Annotated in this window: 15 protein-coding genes, 1 riboswitch and 1 other annotated feature; of the genes, 12 read left to right on the plus strand and 3 right to left on the minus strand. The window is 45.0% G+C overall.

The window, feature by feature from the left end; genetic code table 11:
- The coding region (locus CAG60_RS08095) for an inosine/guanosine kinase (protein ID WP_161438696.1) at nt 1–1,056 on the plus strand (1,056 nt) is incomplete at its 5' end.
- Between the two features lie 199 nt (nt 1,057–1,255).
- On the opposite strand, the gene CAG60_RS08100 is transcribed toward CAG60_RS08095, so the two are convergent.
- Nucleotides 1,256–1,669, minus strand: coding sequence for an H-NS family histone-like protein (locus tag CAG60_RS08100; protein WP_004395065.1), 414 nt, complete (start codon nt 1,667–1,669; stop codon nt 1,256–1,258).
- Between the two features lie 461 nt (nt 1,670–2,130).
- Nucleotides 2,131–2,358: riboswitch (Lysine riboswitch) on the plus strand.
- Nucleotides 2,359–2,472: 114 nt separating this feature from the next.
- On the opposite strand from CAG60_RS08100, the gene CAG60_RS08105 reads away from it, so the two are divergent.
- The 9 genes from CAG60_RS08105 to hisIE all read left to right on the plus strand — a co-directional run bounded on the left by CAG60_RS08105 (nt 2,473) and on the right by hisIE (nt 11,544).
- Nucleotides 2,473–4,062, plus strand: a complete 1,590-nt coding sequence (locus CAG60_RS08105) for a Na+/H+ antiporter NhaC family protein (protein ID WP_158138558.1) — start codon at nt 2,473–2,475, stop codon at nt 4,060–4,062.
- A gap of 133 nt (nt 4,063–4,195) precedes the next feature.
- Nucleotides 4,196–4,332 (plus strand) — a sequence feature (His leader region).
- A 40-nt stretch (nt 4,333–4,372) separates the two neighbouring features.
- Nucleotides 4,373–5,269 (plus strand): ATP phosphoribosyltransferase, encoded by an 897-nt coding sequence (gene hisG / locus CAG60_RS08110; protein ID WP_154167907.1) that lies wholly within the window; start codon nt 4,373–4,375, stop codon nt 5,267–5,269.
- Nucleotides 5,270–5,273: 4 nt separating this feature from the next.
- Nucleotides 5,274–6,572, plus strand: a complete 1,299-nt coding sequence (gene hisD, locus CAG60_RS08115; RefSeq protein WP_161438697.1) for a histidinol dehydrogenase — start codon at nt 5,274–5,276, stop codon at nt 6,570–6,572.
- Nucleotides 6,572–7,612 (plus strand): histidinol-phosphate transaminase, encoded by a 1,041-nt coding sequence (gene hisC, locus CAG60_RS08120; RefSeq protein ID WP_161438698.1) that lies wholly within the window; start codon nt 6,572–6,574, stop codon nt 7,610–7,612. Before hisD ends, hisC begins: the two co-directional genes overlap by 1 nt.
- 62 nt (nt 7,613–7,674) lie before the next feature.
- Complete coding sequence (gene hisB, locus CAG60_RS08125) at nt 7,675–8,748, plus strand: bifunctional histidinol-phosphatase/imidazoleglycerol-phosphate dehydratase HisB (RefSeq protein ID WP_161438699.1); 1,074 nt, start codon at nt 7,675–7,677, stop codon at nt 8,746–8,748.
- Nucleotides 8,748–9,359, plus strand: a complete 612-nt coding sequence (gene hisH / locus CAG60_RS08130; RefSeq protein ID WP_202598548.1) for an imidazole glycerol phosphate synthase subunit HisH — start codon at nt 8,748–8,750, stop codon at nt 9,357–9,359. The genes hisB and hisH overlap by 1 nt, the downstream gene beginning before the upstream one ends.
- Before the next feature lie 60 nt (nt 9,360–9,419).
- On the plus strand, nt 9,420–10,157 hold the full coding sequence (hisA, locus tag CAG60_RS08135; RefSeq protein ID WP_161438701.1) for a 1-(5-phosphoribosyl)-5-[(5-phosphoribosylamino)methylideneamino]imidazole-4-carboxamide isomerase: 738 nt from the start codon (nt 9,420–9,422) through the stop codon (nt 10,155–10,157).
- Nucleotides 10,139–10,912 (plus strand): imidazole glycerol phosphate synthase subunit HisF, encoded by a 774-nt coding sequence (hisF, locus tag CAG60_RS08140; RefSeq protein WP_154167915.1) that lies wholly within the window; start codon nt 10,139–10,141, stop codon nt 10,910–10,912. The genes hisA and hisF overlap by 19 nt, the downstream gene beginning before the upstream one ends.
- Nucleotides 10,909–11,544, plus strand: a complete 636-nt coding sequence (gene hisIE / locus CAG60_RS08145; RefSeq protein ID WP_161438702.1) for a bifunctional phosphoribosyl-AMP cyclohydrolase/phosphoribosyl-ATP diphosphatase HisIE — start codon at nt 10,909–10,911, stop codon at nt 11,542–11,544. The genes hisF and hisIE overlap by 4 nt, the downstream gene beginning before the upstream one ends.
- Before the next feature lie 46 nt (nt 11,545–11,590).
- Here the strand turns inward: hisIE and CAG60_RS08150 are convergent, their stop codons facing one another.
- A complete protein-coding gene (locus CAG60_RS08150; protein ID WP_237667763.1) occupies nt 11,591–12,274 on the minus strand; it encodes a pseudouridine synthase in 684 nt (227 codons plus the stop codon).
- 311 nt (nt 12,275–12,585) lie between these two features.
- Here CAG60_RS08150 and CAG60_RS08155 point away from each other — a divergent pair, with 311 nt between their 5' ends.
- Nucleotides 12,586–14,814 carry an NADP-dependent isocitrate dehydrogenase gene (locus CAG60_RS08155; protein WP_161438703.1) on the plus strand — a complete coding sequence of 743 codons (2,229 nt, stop codon included), beginning with the start codon at nt 12,586–12,588 and terminating at the stop codon, nt 14,812–14,814.
- 53 nt (nt 14,815–14,867) lie between these two features.
- Here the strand turns inward: CAG60_RS08155 and cspD are convergent, their stop codons facing one another.
- Nucleotides 14,868–15,089, minus strand: coding sequence for a cold shock domain-containing protein CspD (gene cspD / locus CAG60_RS08160; protein ID WP_004395077.1), 222 nt, complete (start codon nt 15,087–15,089; stop codon nt 14,868–14,870).
- 694 nt (nt 15,090–15,783) lie between these two features.
- Between cspD and clpS the strand changes: the two genes are divergently transcribed.
- Nucleotides 15,784–16,104, plus strand: coding sequence for an ATP-dependent Clp protease adapter ClpS (gene clpS / locus CAG60_RS08165; protein ID WP_040904233.1), 321 nt, complete (start codon nt 15,784–15,786; stop codon nt 16,102–16,104).
- The last annotated feature ends 27 nt before the right edge of the window (nt 16,105–16,131 follow it).

Consider the following 16,131-nt stretch of genomic DNA (forward strand, 5'->3'; position numbering starts at 1 on the left):
CAATTAATTAGTAGTGAATATGCTGGTGGGACGATCGGTAATACACTACATAACTATTCGGTACTGGCAGACGATCGCTCTACCTTATTAGGGGTAATGAGCCAAGATATTAAGATTGGTAGCTATGGCTATCGTTATCTTTGTAATACTTCTAGTCGCGTTGATCTTAATTATTTACAAGGTGTTGACGGTGCGATTGGCCGTTGTTTTGCCTTAATCACCGAGGATGGTGAACGAACCTTTGCGATCAGTGAAGGTCAAATGAACCAATTAAATCCAGATAATATTCCAGAGAAAATTTTCCGTACCGCTTCTGCTTTGGTGATTACGGCTTATTTAGTGCGTTGTAAAGCGGGCGATCCGATGCCAGATGCGACAATGAGAGCGATTGAGTATGCAAAAAAATACGACGTACCTGTAGTATTAACCCTCGGGACTAAATTTGTTATTCAGGAAGACCCGGAGTTTTGGCAGCGATTTTTAAGTGAACACGTCACAGTGTTAGCGATGAATGAAGATGAAGCGCAAGCCTTAACGGGAGAACAAGACCCACTAGCCGCTTCTGATAAAGCGTTAGATTGGGTTGATTTAGTACTTTGTACAGCAGGTCCTGTGGGTTTATTTATGGCCGGTTACACCGAGGATTCAGCGAAACGTGAAACCTCTCTACCTTTATTACCGGGTTCAATTGCAGAATTTAATCGTTATGAATTTAGTCGCCCAACCAGTCGTCTTGGTTGCGAAAATCCTATCCGAGTTTATTCGCATATCGCTCCTTATATGGGCGGACCAGAAAAGATTAAAAATACCAATGGTGCAGGTGATGCCGCACTGTCGGCTTTATTGCATGATATGGCAGCGAATAAGTACCATAAAGAAAATGTACCTAATTCAAGTAAGCATCAATATCAATTTTTGACATACTCTTCTTTTTCTCAAGTGTGCAAATATTCTAATCGAGCCAGTTATGAGGTATTAGTACAACATTCACCTCGTTTATCTCGTGGCTTGCCTGAGCGAGAAGATAGCTTAGAAGAAGCCTATTGGGAACGATAAAGACACAAACACACAGCGGCAGATTATTTGCCGCAGTGAATAATAAAGGCTCCTAGTAGGAGCCTTTATTGTATGACAGATAAATTCCCTTTTGTTAACGAAATACTCACTAATCGAGAGTTAGGCTCCAAGGTTGATGAATGCGATTATCAGCAGATAAATACCAAGCCGTTAGTTAACAAAGAGGAAATAAAAGAGTTTAGATAGCAAACTCTTCTAATGATTTACCTTCATCCAATGCTTTTTGAATGGCTAAAGGCGTACGTCCTTGACCTGTCCATGTTTTTTCAACGCCATTGTCCATGTATTTATATTTAGCTGGACGTGGTGCACGTTTACCTTGTTTCGTCTTAGCTTTAGTTTTGGTTTCTCCAGCAAGCGCAGAAATTAACGCGCTCACATCAATACCTTCTTTAGCTATTTGTTCAGCAATCGCAGAGAGCTTAGCTTCTTGTTCTGCCATTGCCGCTTTTTCTTGTTCTTCAAGTTCTTTACGCTCTTGTACTACGGTCGTTAATTTATCGAGCGCTTCTTCAAGCTGTTCTAGAGTCAAATCACGAGCATATGCACGTAGGCTACGAATATTTAATAGCGTTTTAGTTAGTTCAGACATTACTGTTTCCTGTGAGATAAAATGGTTTACCGCTTAATATTAAACCTAGTTATTTGTTCTAGCAATATTAGGATGATGATAATAACACGAATATTGAGTAAAAAAAGATTAACAAGCCGAAGATTAATATTATTGGCTTATAGTATAGCCGGTTAATATGACCATATTTGAGCATAACGTTAACCATAAACAGGTTTTTTTCAAGTCTATTTACTATTTTTAGTGATATTCATTGCATAATCATCTGTCGCTATCAGCTCATGCCATCATTAATTTTAAATCGAGAATAGTGCCGCCATAAAAATCGATGATTTCACGGGTTACTGACCAGTAACGGCAAGCGGTAGAGCATCAAAAGGAATTAAACCTTACTATAGGTTGCATTGAGATGGATGATAAGTACAATGCGATGACCTAATGCGGGAGTCATGGACTACTTAAGATGATTAAGTAAGCGGATTTCTCGATGTAGAGGTGCGGTATTGAAAAGTAACTAGGGTTGGGGTGATGCCAATGAACCCAAGTGAAAGGCCTTATCGCCGAAGTAAGTCGTCGATCAACACGGCTTGCTGGGGTTGTTATCGAATAGGGACAACACTGCCATAGTCTAAGTACCGTACGCGTTTGGTGAACATAACCAACCTACCGTTCGGTACTGTGTTGTTAAACTATGGAGCGCTACTGTAGGGTTGGGTGAAGTGTTCGCTTCCCTTTCGCTTAGTTCAACATAAGCTGTGATGATCAATATCGTCCAGTTTGTCTGCAGTAGATCTCTTGCCATTTATTATTGGTTTTTGAAGATCATGAATGTAATTGATTTTGCTTCCTCGCCTTTGTCTTTGTTACCACCCTTGGTTGCATTGGGCTTAGCAATTATTACCCGTCGAGTGTTGTTGTCTCTTGGCGTTGGTATTTTAATCGGTGCTTTACTGCTCGCTAACTATTCCGTCACTGATGCGGTTTCTTATACCAGTGGTCAAGTATTCAGTGTGTTTATCGCTGATGGTGGTATCAATACTTGGAATATGAGTATTGTTGGCTTTTTATTATTATTAGGCATGATGACCGCGCTATTGACGTTATCTGGCGGTACTCGTGCGTTTGCCGAATGGGCGCAAGTTCGCGTAAAAAGCAAACGTGGGGCTAAATTATTAGCGGCTTTTCTTGGTGTATTTATTTTTGTTGATGACTATTTTAATAGTTTAGCGGTCGGTTCTATTTCAAGACCAGTCACGGATCGTTTTTATGTATCACGTGCCAAACTGGCTTATATTTTAGATTCGACGGCTGCGCCAATGTGTGTCGTGATGCCCGCTTCCAGCTGGGGTGCATACATCATGACGATTATCGGTGGTATTCTCGTCTCGCATGGTATTACTGATTATTCACCGCTTGGTGCTTATTTACGCCTTGTACCAATGAACTTTTACGCTATCTTCGCCTTGCTTATGGTATTTGCGGTAGTGTGGTTTCAAATGGATATTGGCCCGATGCGTCGTCATGAAATTAATGCGTCGCAAGGTCGAGGATTTGATAACGATCAGGACAATGATAGTCCCGCTGCTCATCAATTAAATGAAGAGTTAGACATCCCGGAAAGTGAAAACGGTAAAGTGTTGGATTTGGTGTTACCGATTGTGCTGCTGATTATCGCTACTATTGGTGCCATGCTCTACACCGGTGGACAAGCTTTAGCAGGTGAGGGGATGGCTTTTAATATTCTCGGAGCCTTCGAAAATACCGATGTAGGCACCTCATTAGTTTATGGTGGCTCTACGGGATTATTGGCGGCATTAGTAACGGTATTCAAACAAAAAATGCCATTACGAGACACATTGATGACGATGTGGATTGGTGCTCGTTCGATGTTTGGTGCGATCTTGATCCTTATCTTTGCTTGGACGATTGGTTCCGTGATTGGTGACATGAAAACCGGGGCTTATTTGTCTTCATTGGTGCAAGGCAATATTAATCCTCACTGGTTACCAGTGATGCTCTTTTTATTATCAGGTGTGATGGCGTTTTCAACCGGAACCTCATGGGGGACCTTTGGGATAATGTTACCGATTGCCGGAGACATGGCTGCGGCGACTGACATTGCATTGATGTTGCCGATGCTTAGTGCGGTATTGGCGGGAGCGGTGTTTGGTGACCATTGCTCACCGATTTCAGATACGACCATTCTCTCTTCAACAGGAGCACGTTGTAACCATATCGATCACGTTGCAACCCAATTGCCTTATTCACTTTCAGTGGCCTTTATTTCTGCGATTGGTTTTGTAGTGTTAGGGATGACGGCTTCGGTCCTAGCTTCTCTGGCGGCTTCAAGCGTGGTGTTTATCATCGTTTGTTTTATATTATCGTGGTTATCTAAAGCGAGAATGGTTCGTTAATCGCGAGCATTGACGATAAATTAGAAAAATTTGCAATTTGCAGTTGCAAATATGGTCAAGCTTAGTTAGTGTTGAAAATAGTCGAATTAAGCCATAGAAAGATAATCAGTATGCGTAATTTTGTAATGAATATTCATCACCATCATCATCCCTAGCCAGTCTTTCGGGAGATGTACGCATACCCGGGAGGCAGGATGCTCCCGGTGGTTAAATCAAAGTATATTTAGATTTTAAACCCTTGGGAGAGCACTCTTCCAAGGGTTTTTTTACGGTTTGATTTTAACGCGATAAATAACAAAGGAATGAACGAATGCCAACACAACGTCTAAGAATTGCTATCCAGAAGAAGGGTCGCTTAAGTCAAGAGTGCCAAGATTTATTGAAAAAATGTGGGGTGAAATTCAACATCATGGGCGAGCGACTCGTGGTTCATTCGCTGAATATGCCGATTGATCTCCTGCTCGTTCGAGACGACGATATTCCCGGATTGATCATGGATGGCGTGGTTGATTTAGGGTTTGTCGGTGAGAATGTCCTCGAAGAGACTCGCTTAGATCGCCGCGCGCTGAATCAGCCAAGCCAATTTGTCAGCCTCCGTCGGATGGACTTTGGTGGATGTCGTCTGTCGATCGCCATGGATAAAGATCAAACCTACACTGGCCCGCAAGATTTGAAAGGTAAACGGATCGCGACGACTTATCCGCAATTACTCAAAGCCTACATGGATGAACAGGGAATCGATTTTAGTACCTGTATGTTAACTGGCTCAGTAGAGGTCGCTCCTCGCGCCGGTCTTGCTGACGCGATCGCCGATTTAGTCTCAACGGGAGCCACTTTAGAGGCAAACGGATTAAAAGAAGTAGAAGTGATCTTCCAATCCAAAGCCATGCTTATTCAACGTTCAGGTGATTTCACGGCCGATAAAGCGGCATTGATTGATAAATTGCTGACTCGCATGCACGGCGTGCAACAAGCCAAAGAATCAAAATACATCATGTTACATGCTCCGGTTGAGCAGCTCTCCAAAATTACTGCGTTGTTACCCGGTGCTGAAGACCCGACCGTACTACCGCTCTCGGCAGATAAAAGCAAAGTGGCAGTGCATTTGGTGAGTTCGGAGAACTTATTTTGGGAAACGATGGAGCAGCTCAAAGCCTTGGGAGCCAGTTCTATCCTTGTGTTACCGATTGAAAAAATGATGGAGTAAGGAAATGAGAACGGTTGTTTGGCCATCACTGAGTGAAACTCAGCAAGAATCGGTTTTAGAGCGCCCAGCGATAAGTGCAGGAGCCAATATTACCGCCACGGTACAAGAGTTGATCAGCCAAGTTCGCCGTGAAGGGGATAAGGCGTTGCTGGCACTGACGGAAAAATTTGATCGAGTGAAACCCGACACCTTGCGTGTCTCGCAAGCAGAGATTGACGCCGCCAGTGAGCGTTTATCCGGCGAGATGAAGCAAGCTTTGCAGCAGGCGTACAGTAACATTGCCAAATTTCATAAAGCGCAAAAATCGCAGCCTCTGAGAGTAGAAACCATGCCTGGTGTCGTTTGTGAGCAAGTGACTCGTGCTATTAATAAGGTTGGTTTATATATTCCCGGTGGCAGTGCGCCGTTACCTTCAACGGTACTAATGCTTGGCGTTCCAGCGCAAATTGCGGGCTGTCGAAAAGTGGTGCTTTGTTCGCCGCCACCAATTGCCGATGAGATCCTCTATGTCGCCAAATTATGCAATATCGATGAGGTGTATAACGTCGGCGGTGCTCAAGCGATTGCGGCGATGGCGTATGGCACGGAAACCGTAGCTAAAGTCGATAAAATCTTTGGTCCTGGTAATGCTTATGTGACCGAAGCTAAGCGGCAAGTGAGTCATGACTTTCAGGGCGCAGCGATGGATATGCCTGCTGGTCCGTCAGAAGTGTTAGTGATCGCTGATGAGACAGCGGACGCTGAATTTATTGCTGCTGATTTACTCAGTCAGGCCGAGCATGGGCCTGACTCACAAGTGGTGTTAGTGACGCCATCGCCAATGATTGCCGATCGCGTGACTGATGCTGTGCAGCGTCAGCTTAAAACGTTAACTCGGGCAGACATTGCTCAGCAAGCGTTGGCTTCCAGTTTAATCATTATTGCTGATTCGCTGACCCAAGCGGTGGCGATCTCTAACTATTATGGTCCAGAACATTTGATTGTTCAGACCAAAAATCCTCGTGAGCTCGTGCCATTGCTCGATAACGCAGGATCGATATTTTTAGGCAATTGGTCACCAGAATCGGTCGGAGATTACGCCTCAGGCACCAATCATGTGCTGCCAACTTATGGTCATACACGGACCTATTCCAGTTTAGGTTTGGCAGATTTTACTAAGCGTATGACAGTCCAAGAGCTGACAGCGGATGGCTTAAAGGCATTAGCACCGACAGTGGTTGCCATGGCTAACGCGGAAGGATTAGATGCTCACCGACGTGCGGTCACGATCCGTATAGAGAAATTACAAGAGGCGAAAAACTGATGGAAAAATTGGCACGCAAACAAATTCAGGCTTTAACGCCTTATTTATCGGCTCGTCGTATTGGCGGTAGTGGCGATGTGTGGCTGAATGCCAACGAATCTCCGTTCGATAATCACTATAAAACCGACTTTGCTCGTCTTAACCGATATAGCGATTGTCAGCCACAAGCACTGATCCAAGCTTATGCTGACTACGCTGGAGTTAAGCCCGATCAAGTACTCACTTCACGCGGTGCTGATGAGAGTATTGAGCTATTGATCCGCACCTTTTGTGAGCCGAATCAAGATGCGATTCTTTATTGTCCCCCGACTTATGGCATGTATGCGATCAGCGCTGAAACCTTTGGGGTGGAGCGTAAACAGGTTCCGCTTAGCGCAGATTGGCAACTCGATTTAACCGCGATTGAGGCCAATCTTGAGCAGGTGAAATTAGTTTTTGTGTGCAGCCCGAATAACCCGACTGGCAACCTTATTCGTCGTGAAGATATCATCGCGCTATTAGATATGACTCAAGATCGGGCCATTGTGGTGATGGACGAAGCCTATATCGATTTTTGTCCCGAAGCGTCAACGATCGATTTACTGCAAACCTATCCTAATCTGGCCATTTTACGCACCTTGTCGAAAGCATTTGCATTGGCGGGCTTACGCTGTGGTTTTACCTTGGCGAGTCCAGCGATCATTAATCTGTTACTTAAAGTGATTGCTCCTTATCCGGTTCCGGTGCCAGTGGCGGATATTGCCCTGCAAGCTTTATCGCCATCAGGTTTAGCGCGTACTAAATTTCAGGTATTGGATCTCAGTGCGAACCGCGCCTATTTACAAGTCGGTTTGCAAATGGTGCCCGGTGTCGAGGTCTTTGAAGGCTGGGGTAATTACTTATTGGTTAAGTTTCCCGATGGCGATGCGCTATTTAAAGCCGCTTGGGAGCATGGGATTATTTTACGTAACTCGCCAATCGACAATGCAGTACGAATTTCTGTCGGCAATCGAGAAGAGTGTGAAAAAGTCGTCGCCTTTGTGCGCAATTATTACCAATAAATGACATTAACGGGCATCAAGGCGCAATAACCTTGAGTGCAGAATAAGAAAAGGATATTCCTGTGAGCATACAACAAAAAATTCTCTTTATTGACCGCGATGGCACCTTAATTGTCGAGCCTCCGGTCGATTTTCAAGTGGATCGTTTAGATAAGCTTAAGTTTGAGCCTGATGTGATCCCCAGCCTGTTGACACTTCAAGAGGCGGGTTATCGTTTGGTCATGGTCACCAATCAAGATGGTCTTGGCACCGACAGTTATCCGCAAGCAGACTTTGATGCGCCGCATACGATGATGATGGAGATTTTTCAATCACAAGGCGTGAAATTTGATGAGGTGCTGATTTGCCCTCACTTTGAACAGGATAATTGTGCCTGTCGTAAACCTAAATTGGGTTTGGTGAAGTCTTATTTGCAAAGTGGCCAGATCGATTTTAAACATTCAGCGGTGATTGGCGATCGAGTGACCGATCTGCAATTGGCAGAAAATATGGCGCTGCAAGGGATTCAATATCATCCACAAAATTGCAATTGGCGGCAGATAGTCAAGCAGCTAATCGTCAAAGCGCGCACCGCTCAGGTAGTACGTAAAACCAAAGAAACTGACATTCAAGTCGCGGTTAATCTCGATGAAACAGGCGGTAATCAGATTGAAACTGGTTTAGGTTTTTTTGATCACATGCTGGATCAAATTGCTACCCACGGTGGGTTTCAACTTAAACTAACCGTTAAGGGCGATTTGCATATTGACGATCACCACACGGTAGAAGATACCGCTTTGGCATTAGGCCAAGCCTTAAGAGAAGCCTTAGGTGATAAGCGAGGTATTGGCCGTTTTGGTTTTAGCTTACCGATGGATGAATGCTTAGCACAGTGTGCTTTAGATTTATCGGGTCGTCCTTACCTTAAATTTGACGCGCAATTTAGCCGTGAACAAGTCGGGGATTTGTCGACGGAAATGGTCTACCACTTTTTCCGCTCTCTCACTGATACCTTAGCCTGTACTTTGCATTTATCCTCAACCGGTGACAACGATCATCATATTATTGAAAGCTTGTTTAAAGCCTTTGGCCGCACTCTGCGCCAAGCGATTCAAGTGCAAGGTAATGAATTACCGAGTAGCAAAGGAGTGCTGTGATGAAACCCAAGGTGGTCATTATTGATACGGGATGTGCCAATATCGCTTCAGTACGCTTTGCAATTCAACGACTCGGTTACGATGTCACTTTGTCTCGCCAGCCAGAGGAGATCCTCGCTGCGGATAAGCTGTTTCTACCTGGCGTAGGTACCGCGAGTGAAGCGATGCATAACCTCAAACAGAGACAATTAGTGGAATTGATTCAGCGCCTTGAGCAACCGGTACTGGGGATTTGTTTAGGGATGCAATTGATGGGCAGACGCTCACAAGAGCATGGCCAACAAGCGCAGCAGGTGGTGGATTGTCTTGGCTTAGTGAGCGGCGATGTGCAGCGTATGCAAACTAAAGATTTACCACTTCCCCATATGGGCTGGAATACGGTGACCGCTCAGCAAGGTAATCCGTTATTTGCGGGTATTGATGCCAATGAGTATTTCTATTTTGTCCACAGCTTTGCCATTCCAGTCGCTGATTACACCATTGCTGAATGTGATTACGGACAGCCTTTTAGCGCCGCTATCCAACAGGGCAATTATTACGGTGTGCAGTTTCACCCTGAGCGCTCGTCAAAAGTGGGCGCAAAACTGATTGATAATTTTTTGAAACTGTAAGTTTGAATGGTTAAGGATCGCGGCTTAGTCGATGGACTCAGCCAGCATTAAGGATAAGTGATGATTATTCCCGCATTAGATTTAATTGATGGTCAGGTGGTACGCCTCTACCAAGGTGATTACGGCCAAGTGACTGAATACAAAGTGGACCCCGTTGAGCAATTTAATTTATATCACCAAGCTGGGGCCAACTGGCTGCACTTGGTGGATTTAACCGGTGCAAAAGATACCTCAGCACGGCAGCTTGAGCTGATCAGTAAGCTATTAGCCAGTACGCCGGCCAATATCCAAATTGGCGGAGGTGTACGCAGTGAGCAAGACGTTATCGATTTACTGACGGCTGGAGCTCAGCGTGTGGTTATCGGCTCGACAGCGGTTAAGCAGCCGCAGTTGGTCAAGCAGTGGATGGAAAAATATGGCGCTGAGAAAATCGTCCTCGCCCTAGACATCAATATTGATCAAGAGGGCGTGCGCCGAGTTGCTGTGTCTGGCTGGCAAGAAGATTCTGGGGTAACCATTGAAGCACTATTAGACGATTATCTCACTGTCGGCTTGCAGCATGTATTGTGTACCGATATTGCCCGTGATGGGACCTTAAATGGCTCCAATGTCGAATTATACATCGATTTATGTCAGCGTTACCCTCAGGTCCAGTTCCAATCATCAGGGGGGATTGGTAGCCTCGCTGATATTGCTGCACTTAAAGGCAGTGGCGTGGCGGGTGTGATTGTCGGTCGAGCATTATTGGATGGTAAATTTACCGCTCAGGAGGCATTTTCATGTTGGCAAAGCGAATAATTCCTTGTTTAGATGTGCGTGACGGGCAAGTCGTGAAAGGGGTCCAGTTTCGTAATCATGAGATTATTGGTGATATCGTGCCACTCGCTCAGCGTTATGCACAAGAAGGTGCCGATGAGTTAGTTTTTTATGATATCACCGCCTCCAGTGATGGAAGGGTGGTCGATAAAAGCTGGGTTGCCAAAGTTGCTGAGGTCATTGATATTCCTTTTTGCGTCGCTGGCGGCATTAAAACGGCGCAAGATGCGGCGCGGATCTTAGAGTTTGGTGCTGACAAAGTTTCTATTAACTCACCGGCGTTAGCTGATCCTAACTTGATCACTCAATTAGCCGACAAATTTGGTGTGCAGTGTATTGTGGTCGGGATAGATTCTTATTTTGATCAGGCAACGGGGCAATATCAGGTCTATCAATTTACCGGTGATGAAGCGCGCACTAAAGCCACGCAGTGGCAAACGCAAGATTGGGTGCAAGAAGTCCAACAACGCGGCGCGGGGGAAATCGTACTCAATATGATGAATCAAGATGGGGTGCGTAATGGTTATGATTTACAGCAGCTGAAAATGATCCGTGCGGTATGCCAAGTGCCGCTGATTGCATCAGGAGGCGCGGGGACTATGGCGCATTTTGCCGATGCGTTCCAAGTTGCCAACGTTGATGGCGCGCTCGCGGCATCGGTATTCCATAAACAAATCATTAATATTGGTGAGTTGAAGCAATATTTACATCAACAACAGATAGAGGTAAGACGATGAGCCAAACGAAACAAACTGAGCGGCCACTGGTTGAGTGCATTGATTGGCAAAAAGTCGATGGTCTTATCCCTGCGATTGTGCAAGATTTTGACTCTAGCCAAGTATTGATGATGGGTTACATGAATCCAGAGGCGCTTGAGGTGACACTAACTACTAAGCAGGTGACTTTTTATTCGCGCTCCAAACAGCGCTTGTGGACTAAAGGGGAAACCTCTGGCCATGTTTTACACCTAAGAAATTTGGCCCTCGATTGCGATCAAGACACCCTGTTAGTCAAGGTCAATCCGATTGGTCCCACTTGTCATACTGGCACCACGACTTGCTGGGACGGTGATAGCCAAGAAGAATCACAAATGGTTTGGCTTCATCAACTTGAGCAATTATTGGCGGCTCGTCAATCTGCCGATCCTGAGTCATCCTACACCGCTAGCCTTTACGCGAGCGGCACTAAGCGCATTGCGCAGAAAGTCGGTGAAGAAGGGGTTGAAGTCGCGCTTGCGGCGGCGACGGGTGATAAGGCGGAGCTGATCAGTGAATCGGCGGATCTTATCTATCATCTATTAGTGCTATTACAAGACCAAGGCTTAGCCCTGAGTGATGTGATTGATAAATTAAAGCAGCGTCATCAGTAATCACAATCTGACCATGCCTCTAATAAGAGCATGGTCAGACAATTATTTACAGATCGATTTCGCGCCATTCTCCGGGTTGGAGCGTTTCTAGGGTTGTGTTACCAATCGAATAACGAATCAGACGTAGAGTGGGAAAGCCGATGTGAGCGGTCATGCGTCGTACTTGTCGATTGCGACCCTCGATAATGGTAATCGCTAACCACGTCGTGGGGATTGCCGCTCGAAAGCGCACTGGTGGATGACGCTCCCATACCAGTGGTGGCTCGATAATCTCAACCTCAGCTGGTAACGTCGGGCCATCTTTAAGAGTGACACCACGGCGCAATTGTTCTAAATCGGCTTCTTGAGGCTCCCCTTCAACTTGCACCCAATAGGTTTTTGGCGCTTTAGCTTTAGGTTGAGTCAATCTTGCTTGTAATACGCCATCATTAGTTAAGATCATTAATCCTTCGCTATCACGATCGAGTCGCCCGGCGGCATAAATGTCTTTTATCGTAATAAAATCAGCCAGTGTTTGTCGGCCTTGGCCATCGGTAAATTGGCTTAAGGTATCGTAAGGTTTATTAAAGGCGATGACTTTTCGTTCGTCAGGCGATCGTGGTAGGGAAGCGATTTTCTTTCGCTTGAAGCTGGGTCTTTCAGCGAGTTTAGGGCGTTCGGCGCGTTTGAATTGCGCAGGTGCGCTGGTCGTTGAGGAACCGGAAAGCGTACGACGTGAGCGGGATGACATGTTAAGCACCTTGCAAATATGTAAATGAGTTGTGTTTGAATGTTTTATCTGACGCAGAAATAGGCTATGCTTTTCGCGCCTGAAAACAAGATTGAACGACGGAATGATAGACTATTATCTTGTTTTTGTTTAATTATAGCCAATAGAGAATTTCTCACCGTGAGACTCAACCAGCACATCCATCGTGAGAGTTAACCTTATAATAGTGAGACAAACGTGGCCAAGTTTTGAGGATGTAAAACTAGCTTGTTCACGGACATTCACATCGTACTATTTCATCCCATAGTGCGGTTAGAACAAAGGGAAAGTTCATGCCTACAGAAAAACCAACCATCATCTATACCATCACTGATGAAGCGCCGGCGTTAGCGACGTATTCATTACTGCCAATTATTCAATCATTTACGGCATCATCAGGGATCAGTGTTGAGACCAGAGATATTTCGTTAGCCGGGCGTATTCTTGCCAGCTTCCCTGAACACTTGAAAGAGAATCAACGAGTCAGCGATGCTTTATCTGAGTTGGGCCAGTTAGCACAAACCCCAGCGGCGAATATTATTAAACTACCAAATATCTCAGCGTCGATTCCTCAGTTGAAAGCCGCGATAAAAGAGCTGCAAGACAAAGGTTATGATCTTCCCGATTATCCTGCAGAACCGAGCACTTACGATCAGGAAGCGATCAAAGCCACTTACGATAAAATTAAAGGCAGTGCGGTAAACCCAGTACTACGAGAAGGTAACTCGGATCGTCGTGCGCCAACATCAGTGAAAAATTACGCCAAGAAAAACCCGCACTCAATGGGCGCTTGGTCGAAAGATTCCCGTTCTCACGTGGCGAGCATGGATGATAAAGATTTCTTTGGCAGTGAAAAATCGTTAACGGTTGCCGGTGACATTCAGGTCTCGATTGAGTTTGTCGCTCATGATGGCACTCGTAAAACTTTGAAAAAGCCATTTGCGTTGCTGGATAAAGAAATCATCGACACCAGCGTGATGAATAAGAAAGCTTTAGTGGCGTTTTACGAAAAAGAGATCGCCCAAGCTAAGCAGCAAGATGTGTTACTGTCTTTACACCTTAAAGCGACGATGATGAAAGTCTCTGATCCGGTGATTTTTGGTTATGCGGTTAAAGTTTATTACCAAGATGTATTTGCTAAATACGGTGAGCTGTTTGATCAACTCGGTGTTGATGTTAATAATGGTCTTGGCGATGTTTACGCTAAAATTCAGACCTTACCACAAGCGCAGCGTGAAGAAATCGAGTCTGCCATTCAAGCGGTATACACCACTCAACCTCCGTTAGCCATGGTTGACTCAGATCGTGGTATCACCAATTTACACGTACCAAGCGATATTATTGTTGATGCTTCAATGCCAGCGATGATTCGTTCATCAGGTCAGATGTGGGGACCGGATGGTAAACAAAAAGATACTAAGGCGTTGATCCCTGACCGTTGCTACTCAGGGGTGTATCAAGCGGTGATTGATTTTTGTCGTGATAATGGCGCTTTTGACCCAACGACCATGGGTAGTGTGCCTAACGTTGGTTTAATGGCACAAAAAGCCGAAGAATATGGTTCACACGACAAAACCTTTATCCTTGATGCTGATGGCGTTGTTCAAGTCATTGATCAATCAGGTAAAGTGTTGCTTGAGCAGGTAGTTGAAGCGGGGGATATCTTCCGTATGTGCCAAGTGAAAGATGCACCGATTCAAGATTGGGTTAAATTAGCCGTTAATCGTGCTCGCGCAACGGGAGTGCCAGCGGTATTTTGGCTCGATGAATCTCGCGCTCATGATCTTGAGCTGATTAAAAAGGTTAAGCAATACTTGCCGGATCACGATACCCATGGTCTAGACATCAAAATTATGTCGCCAGTACAAGCTACACTCTACACTTTGGCGCGCATGAAAGAAGGCAAAGACACCATTTCAGTAACCGGTAATGTACTGCGTGATTATCTGACTGACTTATTTCCGATCCTTGAATTAGGAACGTCAGCGAAAATGCTGTCCATCGTTCCGCTAATGAACGGTGGCGGTCTGTTTGAAACCGGAGCGGGTGGCTCTGCTCCGAAGCACGTACAACAAGTGCAGAAAGAGAATCACCTGCGTTGGGATTCTTTGGGTGAGTTTCTCGCTCTTGCTGCCTCATTGGAGCATCTGAGTGTGGTCACGGGTAATCCGAAAGCCCAAGTATTGGCCGATACCTTGGATGTAGCAACAGGCAAGTTTTTAGATAATAACAAATCACCGTCACGTAAAGTCGGCGAGTTAGATAACCGTGGCAGCCATTATTACCTTGCTACTTACTGGGCAGAAGCACTTGCTGAGCAAAAGCAAGACAGTGATTTAGCCACGGAGTTCGCTCCCATTGCTCAGCAATTGAAGGCGCAAGAGCAACAGATTATTCAAGAACTTAATCAGGCGCAGGGCGTGCCGGGTGATTTAGGTGGCTATTACGCGCCTGAGTTTGCCAAGGCGTCTACTTTGATGCGTCCTAGCCAGACGTTAAATAAGATTATTGACCGCGCTTAAACAACAAAACCCGCCGAAAGGCGGGTTAGTTTTAGACACAAGTTGGCAGCGAATTATTTACTTGGTTGGCCTTCAATCGGTACCACATTACTCGCATGATAGCCTTTAGGGCCCTGTTCCACTTCATAAGCAACCTGTTGGCCCGCCTTTAATGTGCGATAGCCATCCATTTTGATCGTTGAATAATGAGCAAAAATGTCTTCATTTCCGCCTTCCGGACAAATAAAACCAAATCCTTTAGCGTTGTTGAACCATTTTACTGTACCTGTAGCCATGCTATACATCCCTCATGCATTGTATTACTGATGTTGTTAACGCTTACCTTGTTGATCGACAATCTCCAATAAACAAGGCATCAATCTTCGCTTTTTATTCCGTTAGCGAAGCGGTTGTTAAGTGAATAACCATTTAGCCGCTGCCAAATTTTTAGTCACTAATTGACCAATGTAGCCAATGATTGAGCGCAGTCAATAGTAAAAAGACATAAAAATCGCCACTTTTATAGGTAAATCACTTAACTGGAATGCTATTAAACGCATATTTATCAAATATACACTGGCGTTGTGGTATTGATAGTGTCTCAGCCGCATTGATAATGTGATCCTCAATCGCTAAGAGATAGATGCGTTGTTTAGGATTTTCCTCTAGATCTCAGTTGATCGATTGAAGGGGTTATTAACGTAAGATGATGTAATGAGAAATTTAGCGTGTGGATAAATGCAATTTGATTCGCAAATAGCAATGCATAATGTGATATCGGGTGCATAGTGGTGGGCAAATTTTACACATTTAAACCTAGCGGATAACCGGAAAAGTGAGGTTTTATTTGCAGCGATACCATTGCTAGATTAGTCTCTAAGTAAGGGTTGTTTTTCACCTGAGCAAGCCACCAGTAAAGTTTATTTACTGCGCTGATGAAAAGGGTAACAATGAGTAATACAACGAGAAACGCTCCTAAATACGACGGTTATGAGTAGAAATTTTGAATGGGTCACTCCAGGCTCTGACTTACTGGAGAAAGAGAAAACCGCGGTTAAACCCCCGGCAATGTATCATGTGGTACTCAATAACGATGATTATACTCCGATGGACTTTGTCATCGAAATACTGGCTCGGTTCTTTTCAATGGACATGGAACGAGCGACGCAAGTCATGTTGAGAGTTCATTATGAAGGAAAAGCCATTTGTGGCACGTATACTGCAGAGGTAGCAGAGACGAAGGTGGCACAAGTCGCGACATACTCAAGAGAAAATGAGCATCCCCTCTTGTGTACCATGGAGCAAGCTTAGACTTGCAACAACAATCTGGTTGTTCCT

It is taken from the genome of Vibrio sp. V33_P6A3T137 (assembly GCF_009904835.1).
In the GTDB taxonomy this organism is placed as follows: Bacteria; Pseudomonadota; Gammaproteobacteria; order Enterobacterales; family Vibrionaceae; genus Vibrio; species Vibrio metschnikovii.

Coding starts and splice junctions, on each gene's coding strand:
- CAG60_RS08100 (WP_004395065.1), bottom strand. CDS start 1,669: ATGTCTGAACTAACTAAAACGCTATTAAATATTCGTAGCCTACGTGCA.
- CAG60_RS08105 (WP_158138558.1), top strand. CDS start 2,473: ATGAATGTAATTGATTTTGCTTCCTCGCCTTTGTCTTTGTTACCACCC.
- hisG (WP_154167907.1), top strand. CDS start 4,373: ATGCCAACACAACGTCTAAGAATTGCTATCCAGAAGAAGGGTCGCTTA.
- hisD (WP_161438697.1), top strand. CDS start 5,274: ATGAGAACGGTTGTTTGGCCATCACTGAGTGAAACTCAGCAAGAATCG.
- hisC (WP_161438698.1), top strand. CDS start 6,572: ATGGAAAAATTGGCACGCAAACAAATTCAGGCTTTAACGCCTTATTTA.
- hisH (WP_202598548.1), top strand. CDS start 8,748: ATGAAACCCAAGGTGGTCATTATTGATACGGGATGTGCCAATATCGCT.
- hisA (WP_161438701.1), top strand. CDS start 9,420: ATGATTATTCCCGCATTAGATTTAATTGATGGTCAGGTGGTACGCCTC.
- hisF (WP_154167915.1), top strand. CDS start 10,139: ATGTTGGCAAAGCGAATAATTCCTTGTTTAGATGTGCGTGACGGGCAA.
- hisIE (WP_161438702.1), top strand. CDS start 10,909: ATGAGCCAAACGAAACAAACTGAGCGGCCACTGGTTGAGTGCATTGAT.
- CAG60_RS08150 (WP_237667763.1), bottom strand. CDS start 12,274: ATGTCATCCCGCTCACGTCGTACGCTTTCCGGTTCCTCAACGACCAGC.
- CAG60_RS08155 (WP_161438703.1), top strand. CDS start 12,586: ATGCCTACAGAAAAACCAACCATCATCTATACCATCACTGATGAAGCG.
- cspD (WP_004395077.1), bottom strand. CDS start 15,089: ATGGCTACAGGTACAGTAAAATGGTTCAACAACGCTAAAGGATTTGGT.
- clpS (WP_040904233.1), top strand. CDS start 15,784: ATGAGTAGAAATTTTGAATGGGTCACTCCAGGCTCTGACTTACTGGAG.